Origin of the sequence: Rhizobium sp. ZX09 (assembly GCF_017357485.1) — a bacterium.
Classification (GTDB): Bacteria; Pseudomonadota; Alphaproteobacteria; order Rhizobiales; family Rhizobiaceae; genus Agrobacterium; species Agrobacterium pusense.
In genome coordinates this window covers 1,650,025-1,661,970 of sequence record NZ_CP031364.1, presented here as the reverse complement: position 1 = coordinate 1,661,970, position 11,946 = coordinate 1,650,025, and the positions used below count along the sequence as shown (strand labels likewise).

The window sequence follows — 11,946 nt, the reverse complement described above, 5'->3', positions numbered from 1 at the left end:
CGTTTCGGTTGATTGACTGAGGCGTCAGACGTGCTGTCCGCCATTGATGTGGATTTCCGCGCCGTTGATGTAGCTGGACTGTTCCGAGCAGAGAAAAAGGATTGTCTGCGCCACCTCCGCCGTGGTGCCGAGCCGCCCGAGCGGAACCTGGGCATCCACCAGCTCGGCCGTACCCGGAGACAGAATGGCAGTATTGATTTCCCCCGGCGCAATCGCGTTGGCTCGAACGCCCCGCGGACCGAATTCATGCGCCAGTTCGCGCGTCAGTGCGGCGAGTGCCGCCTTCGACGTGGCATAAGCAACACCGGCGAAGGGGTGAACCCGCGAACCGACGATGGAGGTGACATTGACGATCGAGCCTCTCGCCGCCTCCAGCTCCGGCAGGAGCGCGCGGGCGAGCAGCGCTGTTGAGACGAGATTGACATTGAGCACCCGCGTCCAGATATCCGCCGTCGTATCCATCACACCGAGGCGGCTTCCGCCTTCGCCCTTCGGCGAAATTCCGGCATTGTTGACAAGCGCCGCAAGCTTTCCTTCAGGCAGGCGTGAACGCACCTCATCTGCCAGGTCTTCTACGCGCGACAGGTCTTCCAGATCGGCCTGGATATGGCTCTCGCGTGCGGAGGGCCAGCGGCATTCCTCGGAAAAGGGCTGCCGCGAAACGGTCAGGATCCTCCAGCCCTTTTTCTGAAACAGCTTGACGGTGGCATGCCCAATTCCCCGGCTGGCACCGGTCAGAAGCATGTAAGGAACAGCCATAGAGAACTCCTGTGCCATGCGGATCGTTGAGCCGGCCTCGCATTCAACACGCATGTTAGAGCGCTTCGGCCGGGTGACAAGGGCTTTTTTGTCGCGGTGGCCGAAGCAAGGCCGCTCGCGGGCTAATCCCATTTGATGCGGGGGTTTCACCCGAAGGGAATATTTGAAGCGGATCATTTGCCCATAAAATGAAACCTCCCGAATGTGTGATCTGTATTGGGAGGGGGACACATGCGCATCGACATCATTGACACCGACGCCGGCTTCGAGGCGGTTCGGGAAAACTGGGACTCGGTGTTCATGGCCGATCCCCATGCCCGGCATTTTCTCTCCTGGGGCTGGCTGCGCGATTACATGCCGCGCCGCAGGCGCTGGTTCGTTCTGGCTCTGAGGGAACGTTCGGAAGGCTCGCCCTATGTGGCGTTTTTTCCGTTGCGCATCGTCACCGAACCGGACAAGAAAACCGGCCGCTTTCACGACAGCATCGTCATGGCCGGCAATGCTGCCGCGGATTATACTGGTTTCATCACCCTGCCGGACTATGAAGATCACGCCGTCGCCGGTTTCTGCGCCTATATAAGACAACAGAACTGGACCGAGCTGAAACTCGATTATCTTTCAGGCCCGCCGGAACGGCGCGATGCCATGATCAGGGCGCTTCAGGGCCCGCTCGTCATGTTCCGCGACAATATGCCGACCAACCCCTACAACATCAACAATTGCATCTGCCCGGTGGTGACCCTGCCGGACACGTTTGACGGGTATCTTGAAAGCCACATGAGCAGCCAGACCCGGCAAAAGCTCAGGCGTTTCATGAGAAAGGTCGAGGGCGGGGACGAATATCGCATCAGCTTCGCGACGAAAGACACCATCAAGCGGGACATGGACATCCTCTTCGATTTCTGGCGCATCCGCTGGGCGCCGCATAAGGGCAGGGAACGCACCGAGCTCCTGATCGGCGCGACCCGCCAGATGCTGATGGATGTCTATATTCGCGGTGATCTAGAGGTACCTGTGCTGTGGTTCGGCGACCAGCCGCTTGGCGCACTCGCCAACATCATCGATCGCCGGAAAAAATCTGTAATGTTCTACATCACCGGCCGCGACGAGAACTGGAAGACGCCTTCCCCCGGTCTCGTGCTGCACGGGTACTGCATCCGGAGGGCAATCGAGCAGGGTTTCAAGACCTACGACTTCCTGCGTGGCAACGAGCCCTATAAATATTTCTTCGGGCCGGAGGAGCAGAAGCTGAGCTGCACGCTGTTTCGCACCCGCTCGGGTGATAATCTCGGCGGCACGCTTCACCCGCGCAGTATCCGATTTGTCTACGAACAGGGACTCAAATTTTACAAGGCGGGCAGGAAGGCTGCCGCAAGCATCGCCTTCAGCCAGGTGCTTGCCGCAGCGCCCGGTCATTCCGGCGCCCAATTCGGGCTGGCCAACCTGTCTCTTGATCGGGGCGAGTTCCGGGAGGCGGAGATCGCCTTCCTGGCGCTTCTCGCCAGCGGCCAGGACCCGGTTCTGCTTTGGCTTCGCATCGGTGAGGCACGGCTGGCGCAGCAGCATTATCACGAGGCATCCGAGGCCTTCCGCCAGGTCACCAATCGCGCGCCGTTCCACCGCGAAGCGCTCTACAAATGCGCCGTTGCTCTCATCGCCGCCGAAAGAAAGATGGAAGGCGCCGAAATCCTTGAAAGATTGCAGCATTATCATTCGGACGAGGCCCAACATCTCGAATATGCGGAGAAGGCGCGCGCCGCACTTGCGCGGCTGGAACTGACGAAAACAAAGATCCCACTCCCTGCCGATGTCATCCCGCTCACCGTCAAACCGAAAACGGCGGGCAAGCGCTGGCACCCGCCAAAGGTTTTGCATTGAAGACAATGATCTGTAAGTTGCGGCAGCAAAACGCCGACCGACCTGCAGGGAATTTTGATGTTTCTGACAAATAAGGACATGCTCGATCTCATCGAGCTTCGCCACGATTTGCATCGCCATCCGGAAATTTCCGGAGAGGAGAAAGAAACCGCCCGCCGCGTCCGTGCCTTTCTTGAGCAGGCACCACCTGACCGGCTTCTTGCCGGCCTCGGCGGCCATGGCGTGGCGGCTGTCTATGACAGCGGAAGAAGCGGCCCCTCGGTTCTGATCCGCTCGGAAATCGACGCGCTGCCTATCCACGAAAAGGGTGAAGTTGAATATCGTTCGAGCGTCGACGGAAAAGGCCATCTGTGCGGTCACGACGGCCACTCCACCATTCTGACGGCACTGGCGCTTGGCCTTGCCCGCCAGCGGCCGGAGACAGGACGGGTCATTCTTCTCTTTCAGCCGGCGGAAGAAACCGGTGCGGGCGCAGCCGCCGTTATTGCCGATGCCCGCTTTGCGGAGATAAAACCGGACTATTCATTTTCACTTCACAACCTCCCCGGCCTGCCCTTCGGCCATGTCAGCGTGGTGGAAGGGCCGGTCAATTGCGCATCGCGGGGCATCAAAATCACGTTAGCGGGCAAGACGGCACATGCTTCCTCACCGGAACACGGCATTTCCCCCATGCGGGCGATTACGAGGCTGATGCCGTCCCTGAGCGATCTCGGTTCCGGTTTTCCGCCGGCACCGGATTTTTCGATGGTGACGATCACCCACGCGATCATGGGGGAAGCGGCCTTCGGCATTTCCCCGGCTGACGCGGAAATCTGGGCGACACTCAGAACGCTGACCGACGACCGGATGGAAAACCTGTGCAACGCCGCGGAGACGCTCGCAAAAGGGGTGGCAGACGAAGAGAGGCTGGCGCTCGATATCACCTATGACGATATTTTCCTGCATTGCGAAAACGCTCCGGACGCCGTCGATCATATCCGGCAGGCGCTGGACGACGAGAAAATCTCCCACGGTTCCGAAGGTCTGCCCATGCGCGCTTCCGAGGATTTCGGCCGTTTCCGTGGCGTCTCGTCGTCGGCGATGTTCTTTCTCGGCGCAGGCCGGGACTATCCCAATCTGCACAACCCCGACTACGACTTTCCGGACGCACTGATCGGTATCGGTGCGCGCATCTTCATGCGGCTCATTCGTAATCTCACTGGCGGGAAATAAGCCGTGGCCGGCTGCACGCCGGCCGCTGTCAACCGCCTTGCGGACCGTTGCTCGGCCGGGCGGCGCGCACTGCCGCGAGCCCCCTGATGCCATCGCGATTACCGATGGAGGCGAGGCTTTCGAATATCTGGGCGGCTTCCCCATAACGGCGCATGGCGAGATAGGAGTAACCGCGCAGCACCATCAGATCAGCACGCTCGTCAGCCAGCCGAGCCCGCTGGTCGAGGAGCAGAAGCGTTTCGGCATAACGTTTCGACTGAAAGGCGGAAACCGCGCGATCGGCAAGGATCGAAACCTGCAGCTCCGTGGCTCGCGGACGATCCATGCGCGATTTCGTCGCCGAGACCGCAGCATGATCCGTCAGCCCCATGCGCAGATAGGCGAGGCTCTGACCATAGGCCGCATCGCTTTTGACACTCGACTGGCCGCCGGCAATGGCGGCTTCAAAAGCTTTCAGCGCCTCGGCCGGTCTATTCGTCTCCATCAGGCACCAGCCGAGATCGAGCGCCTGCTGCGGCGGCAATCGCTGCGGATCAGGATAGGCGGCACAAGAGCGTGGACGCGAAGCCGTGTTGTTTGCTCTTTGCGCTGACGAAGACAGTCCCGCCTGCTTGCGTGACGGTTCAGGCGCCTGGACGACGGGTTGAACATAGGTCACCGTCCCTCCCTGCGCCGTCTGAGGCACGGGTGCTGTCTGCTGCGGGGCGGTGGCGAGAGGCGGCGCGGTTACCGCCACGGCCGGCTGGCCGGACTGATCCACCATGCGTGCAGTACCCACATCGGCAATACGCTGCGAGCGACCCGCCCATTGCTGCTGAATGCCCCGTAGGCCAGCGAGGTTGCGCAGGTCGTGATAGCTCAGTGCCACGCCATAGGCAGACGGCTCATCATCCGCTTTCCAGCCAAGGGCAGTGCTGAACCATTGCAAGGCGAGCTGGCTCTGACGGAACGCAAGCGAATACCAGCCGAACTGTTGTGCCGTCGCCGCGTCCTTGCGCGCAACGGTTTCCGCTGCAATGCGCTGCAGTACATCCGGCGGCAGCACCACGGGCGGCTCCAGCGCGAGAAGATTGGCGGTTGCGGCAAGATAGGTTGCGAGCGCATCGTCGGATGTCGCGCGCCATTTGTACATGACGTCCTCGGCTTCACGCGGCTCGTTGCGGTCGATCAGCGCCAGCGCCAGCCCTTGCGAGGCCGACGCGCTGTCCTCTTCCTCTCGCGCCTTGCGGAACCACTTTTCGGCCTCCGCCATATTTTTTTGGCGAATATTATACCAGCCGAGCAGCAGCGCGTCGCTTGCGAGCTTTTCCGTTTCGGCAAGCCGTTCAAGCCGCATCAGATAGGCAGAAGGGACGGTGATCCCCTCTTTCTCTCCTGCCTTCGCCACGAACTGGCGCGCGAGATCGTTCTTGACCGGCTCGAATTCCAGCTGTCCATCGGCGCCGGGCTTTTCCTTGGCCAGAAGCTCACCCATCATTTCCGCCGGCAGCAGCGCGGATGCCTTTTGCACGGTGGCGAGCCTGTCACTTGCGACAGTGCAATTGTTGAGAATGTAGAGATAGGCGTCGCGCGCCCGTACCATCCTGTCCGTATTGGCAAAGGCATCGGCAACCCGCCACAGAACGTCGACCTCGCTGCAGGTCAGCAGACCGGAATTATTGGCGGCCGTATCCACCACCGTCGCATATTGCTTGAGGTCAGACGCGTTGATGAGGCGCTGACGCGCCTCGGCCAGAGACAGCATGCCGGTCAGGTTGTCCGGCGGCTGCCAGCCAGGCTCTGTCTGCTGGCGGTCGGCAATCGCTTTCCTGACCTCGGCATAACGGCCGTCGGTATAAAGCTGCCACATGGCATCGAGCTTTGCATCGCCATTTTCCGGAACAGCAAGCGGATCAGCCGGTGGCGTCCAGTTTGGATAAAGCGTGCGAAGTCGCGCGATTTCGGCCTGAAGGCGTTGCGTATCGCCTCTCGCGGCGAAATAGCGCAATGCACTGAGATCGACTTCCGGCATATCACCCGACGCCGGCTCCGCCACGCGCGCGGCAGGCGCCTGCGCCGTCTGTGTTTGCATTGTCTGGGCGCCGGTCTGTGGCAACGGTCGCGGCTCGGTTGCCGGCACGGTTACCGGTGGGGTCGAGGACTGCGCTAACTGCGCCATCTCGCGATTCTTGACAAAAGCGTTGATTTGCGCCGGATTTGCCGCAGGAGATATACGCTGCGCGGCGCGATTGTCCCCCACCGCGGAGGTGTGGACGTCCGACACGCGACTGAGAATGCTGCCACGCCAGTGGAAGGCTGCAAGCGCGACTAGAAGCAGGATGAGGGCCGAAGTCGATAGAGGCTTGTTCATCGGCATTCCCCGTTATTTCTTGCCAGAAACGACAATGCCAGAAGATGCAATGTGGAAGGATAATAAAGTGTTGGCTGAAAGCTCTTCAGTTCTTCCGGAACGGCGGCCCCGCCTGCGACACAGGCCGCAAGTGCCGGGATGATGCGATAGCCTGGATCCGACAGCACATCCTTGACCGCTCCGCTCTTCAGATCGAAAGTGCCGGCCGCACCGCTTTCCAGCGTCATGCCGCTCTTCAGCCGGTTGAGCAGGTCGGGCGAGCCCATATTCGCCCGAGAGAGATAAAGCGGAATGCGCACCGCATTGTAACCGAACTCCGGCGGGAAACCCGATGCCGGCTGGGCTCGCGTCCGCACCGATACCCAGTCGGCCGGTAGTTTCCTCTCGCCAAAGGCAAAGGCACCAATCTGCGTCACCCCGTCATCGGCTACCGCTTTCCAGAGCGGCGACGGCGCGACGAGATTGAGAACCGGGAAGGCCTCGAATATCAGATACGACGGATTAACCACCGGACCGTCATCTCGGTCTCCCTCGCCAAAACCGGTTGCAGCCGGCAGGAGCAACGTACGGCCTGCGCGCTGAACCACGGTTTTTTTGAGGATGGCGGATGCCATGGCTGTGGATGCCTCGGCGTAATCCTGCCGATTCCATTGCCCGGCAGCCAGCGCCAGCGCATAGGCGATCAGGATATCGCCATCCGTAGCGTTGTTGATATCGGTCACATGCGGACGTGTGCGCGGATCCCATTTCCAGGCGGACAGTCCGTCATCCCGCACCAGCAGTTCGGTGCGTGTGAAACTCCAGATCAGCTCGAAATCGGCGAGGCTGTCGGACAATACCGCAAGCCACATGCCATAACCCTGACCCTCGCTGTGGCTGATATTGCCGTTGCCCGTATCGATGATGCGGCCACCGGGATCGAGAAACGCACTCTTATAGGCCGACCATGCCTCCGGCGAGATCGACGCGGTGCGGCCCGCTGAAACGGCTGTCAGCAACGTCATGATGGAAAGGACGACAACACCGGCCAGTTTCGAAATTCCGCTCTTCATCGATGTCGCCCCATCATGCGCAGCATGGCAAATGTCGCAAGACCGAGGAGCGACACGAACCCAATGAAGGCCAATGAATAGGAGAGAACGTTAGAAGACAGCCAGTTGGCCGCAATCAGCCTGAAGTTCGAGAAGGAAAATGGCCGGGTGCTATAAAGATATGGCCGTTCCACTTCGACGGTCTCGATTTTTTCAGCACCTGCGTCGTAAGCGGCGACACGCCCCGTGACGCCACCCCACCGGTTTTCACGCGTCATCGCCGCCATGCCCCCCAAAAGCTCTCCCGAACTTGGCGCGGTTGCGAGCGTCCAAACCCCTTCACCTGACGGGCTCAGTCCCTGGGCCAGCATGAAGGAAACATTGGCAGGCGGCGCATAGGGCTGCTCGGCTGCAGGCAGGAAGCGCAATGTATCCGAACTCAGGTCGAAGTTGCGCTTCATCCATTCCTCAAAGGACGAAACCTGTCCTTCCCAGATGCCGCCGTCGACCCGTTCACGCCAGTCATTAAAGAGGTTTTCACTGTTTTGGGCAGGCTGCTGAACACCGGCTCCCACTTTCCAGGAGATCTGGCTGGAGGGAACGAGATTGAACTGGCTGATCAAAGCCTGCGGAAATTGTGAGATCGTACCAACGAACAACGCGTCACGGTCGCCGATCACCAGTGGCGACGCGACGGTCTCAATGTCGATCGGATGCCCCGCCACGCTCGCCAGCCGGCTGATGAGCGTGGCCGCCGCGGACATCGTGTCCGTGTCAAAACGATCAAGAGACAGGGCGACGGGAGTAGTCCCAGTGCGGTAGGGCTGCCCGGCGCCAGCCATGGCAGCGAGATCGGGTTTGCGACCAATCTGCGCATAGTCCGGAATATGAATTTCCGATGTGTCGAACAATGCAAAACGGGGCGTTGCGCTCGCTGGCGCACCCGGTGCGCAGGCCTGATCCTGCGCCGTCATCAGCACCGCTTCAATGGTCACCTTGTTCGGACCCGGCTTGAAGTGCCGCATTGTCACATTGATCGGCAGATGTCTAAAAATACCCCCGCCATTATTGGAGATAGGCACGGTGGAGGCGATCTGGTCATTGACATAGATGTCGACATGGCTGCCGGGCAACACCTGCGAGGAATAGGCTGCATCCAGGAGAAGCGACGCTTCGCCATAGGCCGACGCATAAAAATCGGCGGGCATGCCGATGTAAAATTCATTGCGGAAACGCCGACCGCTGAACTCGCTGCTTTCGATACCGAGTTCCGAAAGCGCGATCCGACGGTCCGACATGATCAGTGGCACATCGGGTGCGTGCCAGCTGCGCGTCGAAAAAGTGGCTCGCTGAGCGCCCGGTGTTCGCGAGATCGAGGAAAACAGCGTCTCTATCGCCGCTTGCACCGCCTGGGGGGTCGGACCGGTGACGAGAAGCGGCGACGCTCCGCCCGCGACGGCGCTGCCGAAGCCTGCGAAAGCGCCCGCTGATGCTTCAGGTGGCAAAGTTCCGGCCATGCCGGCGATTTCCCGAGCGGTGCCGACGAGGACCGAAAGCGTTCCCGCTTTACGTTCGACGGGAGGGGCCGTCACAAAACGGACCGTCTGGTTCGGCATCTGGGTTCTGAGCGCCAGCGCCTGCGAAAGACGCAGGAGAGAATCCGCAAATGCCGGATTGCCGAGCGCCGGTGCCACGATTTCGATCGACGTCGTCGCCTTGCCATCCGGTCCGGTCGCCTGGATGTCGTCGATGTTGGCGAAACTGCCCGCAACATCGGCGTTAAAGCCTATGAAGGTATTTGCCGGATCGACATCGGTCCATAGATCGTAAGTGGACTGGATCGTGCAATCTGTTCTGTGGCGCTGCTGCACCCCGAGCGACACGACATTCGCGCCGACCTGAAGGACACCGGGCGGAATTTTAAGGGAAATATTCCCCTGACTGTCCGGCGCCTCGATACGCGCTGCACCAAGCCCGACATTGTTCACGCTGACCTGAAAGTTCGAGCTTTCCGGGGCAACAACGATCGCGTTCTGATAACCGACATTCAGCGATACGGCTGCATTCACCTGCTCTGGCGTCAGATAGATACTCCATTGCCGCCGGTCCATTTCCCCCGAAAGGCTGAGCTTTTCATAGGGAAGGATATAGCGGCGGCGGCCATCCGCTGAAGAAGACGAGGCGCGCATGGAACCGGGTGAGATGCTTTCCCGGCGCGCGGGCACGGTCACCGGGGGAACCGGCGGCGGTTGGGCCGTCACGTCTGGGGAAGGCGCAGGCTGAGCCGCGAAAGGTGGCGGAACAGGTGGCTGCGCCGGCGTCGGGACCTCCGGCTCACGACGCGGTTCCACCGGAGAAATGGCGGGCGGCTCCGCGGGCTTTGGCACGGTCTGGGCCGGCCTTTCCGGGGACATGTCGAAGGGGGATGACTGCGCAATGGCGCTCGTCGCGACTGCACCCCAGATCATCACTGTCAGCGACTGCCTGATAGGTCCGCGGCCGGTCATTTTACGGCTCCGGCAGGTTTGACGGCCTTGGAACCCGGCCGCAGCGCGCGCGCCAGATAAAAGAGACCACGCTGCGTCTGGAAGAGCGATATTGCCAGGAAGGTCGCCGTACCGCGAATGAGGCCGGGGTTCCTGCGTCGCACACGCTGAAACTCGCTCCATTGCTCGGAATTGGCAAAAATCAGGTCGGCGATAAGGCGGTGATCGACGGCCCGCTGCGGGGAGAAGGTGCAGCCGATCGAAATGAACCCCTCGCCTCGCACCGTCCGCACAATATTGAGAGGCATCGTTTCCGGCACGCCCTCGCTGTGGGGTTTGACTCTGACGATCGCAGTCTCGCCTTTTTGGACCGTGGTTGCGTTATCGAATAGATTGATGAGCAGACCGTGGACGGAAACATTGTCGATGGAAGCGGGCACCCAGGTGTCGCTGCCCTCAAGCTTGACCTCGCAGCGCCGCTTCACGGTGATGCGCCGCGAGGCGGACTTGTCGCCGCGTTCAGAAACGACCCCCAGCGCGCAACCGGCGAAGATGAGGTTCAGCAGGTTCCAGCCGCCGACCACGAGCGTGACATCCGCCTTGTAGGGCTCGCTGTAGATACGCCAGACGGCAAAGATCATCGCCACCACCAGCAATCCGAAAATCACGAAGAACGGCCGGCTGATTTCCGAGAGCCGCGCCTCAGCGATGGATTCATCCTTCGCCGTGACCTTGAAGGTTGGCTTGCCCGGATTGAAGATCACTGAAACGACGGCGGGCAGGAGGTGAACCGTCTGCACATATTCGTAGAGTTCCGATATCCACGGCCAGCGGAAACTGCCGTAGAGATAGTTCTGCATCATGAGGTTCACGAGCATGTAGGCGGCCGTATAGGCCAGAAACTCGCCGCCCGAGGCCACAAATATCTGCAGGTCGAAGAAAAGATAGAACAGCGGCGCAAACAGGAAGATCGTGCGCGGAAACGGAAATAGCCAGAACAGCGTCGAGGACATGTAGCAGAGGCGCTGCGTGAATGTGAGGCCACGCTTGAACAGGGGCTGACGGAAAATCAGGATCTGCATCATGCCCTGCGCCCAGCGGCTGCGCTGACCGATGAAGCTTGCGAAAGTGGCCGGCTGCAGCCCGGCAATCAGGGGCTTGTCCACATAGATGCTGTTCCAGCCGCGGGAATGCAGTGCGAGGGCTGTTTCACAATCTTCCGTGATGCTGACACCGCTGAAACCTTCGGTATCCTGCAGGGCCTCGCGCCGCAGTACGGCGGCGGAACCGCAGAAGAAGGCGCCGTTCCACTTATCCAGACCGCGCTGGATGATGCCGTAAAACATCTCATTTTCGCTCGGCATCGTCTCGAAGGTTCGCAGATTGCGCTCGATCGGATCCGGATTGACGAAGAAATGCGGCGTCTGCACCAGGAACAGCCGCGGGTCTTCTTCGAAATAACCAACGGTTTCCAGCAGGAAGTCGCGCGCGGGCGCGTGGTCGGCGTCGAAGACCGTGACGAGTTCGCCGGTCGAATGGGCAAGGCCGTTATTGAGATTTCCGGCCTTGGCGTGGACATTGCGCTCGCGCGTCAGATAACGCACGTCGAGGTCTTCGCAGAGCTTCTTCAGCTCTTCATGGCGGCGCTGCGCGGCCTGCGCTTCGACAATATTGGCGGCATTGCGCTTCTGCACCGAGCCGCCATCGTCCAGCAGCCAGACCGTGAAGCGGTCCGCCGGATAATCCATGTTTTTGGCCGCCGCCAGCGTATTGGCCAGAAGCTCCGCATCCTCGTTGTAACTGGGCACGAAGACATCCACTGTCGGACGGTATGTGGGCGAGCCGGGCCTGGTCTTGCGCGACGGTAGCGGCATGGACACGATGACAAGGCTGAGCGCCAGCATCACCACGCTATACATTTCCGCCAGATAGAGCAGAAAACCGGGAATGAAGTTCTCAAGCTGATTGACGGGCGGCAACGTGCTTGTCGTGCGCCAGTAGACGTAACGAAGCACGATGGCCGTACCGAAACCGAGGGCCACCAGCCGCCAGACCCCCTGCCCGTTGAAGCCCTTGATCGTTGCGAGGAGAATAAGCGAGATTGCCGTTGCGACCAGGTGGGTCTGCAAGCTGACCGGCATCGTGATGATGGCCAGAACGCAAAGCGACACAAGCAACCAGACAATGATTGTGATGGCCTTGTTCATCCAGAAACTTTCCGTTCTCGTCC

7 protein-coding genes are annotated in these 11,946 nt (G+C 60.5%); 2 read left to right on the top strand and 5 right to left on the bottom strand.

What is annotated here, in order from left to right:
* Window positions 1–24: 24 nt before the first annotated feature.
* Window positions 25–759, bottom strand: a complete 735-nt coding sequence (locus tag BTN45_RS22310; RefSeq protein ID WP_207591113.1) for an SDR family oxidoreductase — start codon at window positions 757–759, stop codon at window positions 25–27.
* Between the two features lie 231 nt (window positions 760–990).
* Between BTN45_RS22310 and BTN45_RS22305 the strand changes: the two genes are divergently transcribed.
* Together BTN45_RS22305 and BTN45_RS22300 are read left to right on the top strand one after the other, a co-directional pair.
* Window positions 991–2,637, top strand: a complete 1,647-nt coding sequence (locus BTN45_RS22305) for a GNAT family N-acetyltransferase (protein ID WP_207591111.1) — start codon at window positions 991–993, stop codon at window positions 2,635–2,637.
* Window positions 2,638–2,694: 57 nt separating this feature from the next.
* On the top strand, window positions 2,695–3,849 hold the full coding sequence (locus tag BTN45_RS22300) for an amidohydrolase (RefSeq protein WP_207591110.1): 1,155 nt from the start codon (window positions 2,695–2,697) through the stop codon (window positions 3,847–3,849).
* 28 nt (window positions 3,850–3,877) lie between these two features.
* Here the strand turns inward: BTN45_RS22300 and BTN45_RS22295 are convergent, their stop codons facing one another.
* Genes BTN45_RS22295 through bcsA form a run of 4 tightly spaced genes read right to left on the bottom strand, consistent with a single transcriptional unit; the run spans window position 3,878 to window position 11,923 of the window.
* Window positions 3,878–6,205: a cellulose synthase gene (locus BTN45_RS22295; RefSeq protein ID WP_207591109.1), complete on the bottom strand. Its 2,328-nt coding sequence runs from the start codon at window positions 6,203–6,205 to the stop codon at window positions 3,878–3,880.
* Window positions 6,196–7,251, bottom strand: a complete 1,056-nt coding sequence (locus BTN45_RS22290) for a glycosyl hydrolase family 8 (protein WP_207591108.1) — start codon at window positions 7,249–7,251, stop codon at window positions 6,196–6,198. Before BTN45_RS22290 ends, BTN45_RS22295 begins: the two co-directional genes overlap by 10 nt.
* On the bottom strand, window positions 7,248–9,737 hold the full coding sequence (locus BTN45_RS22285) for a cellulose biosynthesis cyclic di-GMP-binding regulatory protein BcsB (RefSeq protein ID WP_207591107.1): 2,490 nt from the start codon (window positions 9,735–9,737) through the stop codon (window positions 7,248–7,250). Before BTN45_RS22285 ends, BTN45_RS22290 begins: the two co-directional genes overlap by 4 nt.
* Window positions 9,734–11,923 carry a UDP-forming cellulose synthase catalytic subunit gene (bcsA, locus tag BTN45_RS22280; RefSeq protein WP_022563664.1) on the bottom strand — a complete coding sequence of 730 codons (2,190 nt, stop codon included), beginning with the start codon at window positions 11,921–11,923 and terminating at the stop codon, window positions 9,734–9,736. The genes BTN45_RS22285 and bcsA overlap by 4 nt, the downstream gene beginning before the upstream one ends.
* Window positions 11,924–11,946: the final 23 nt, after the last annotated feature.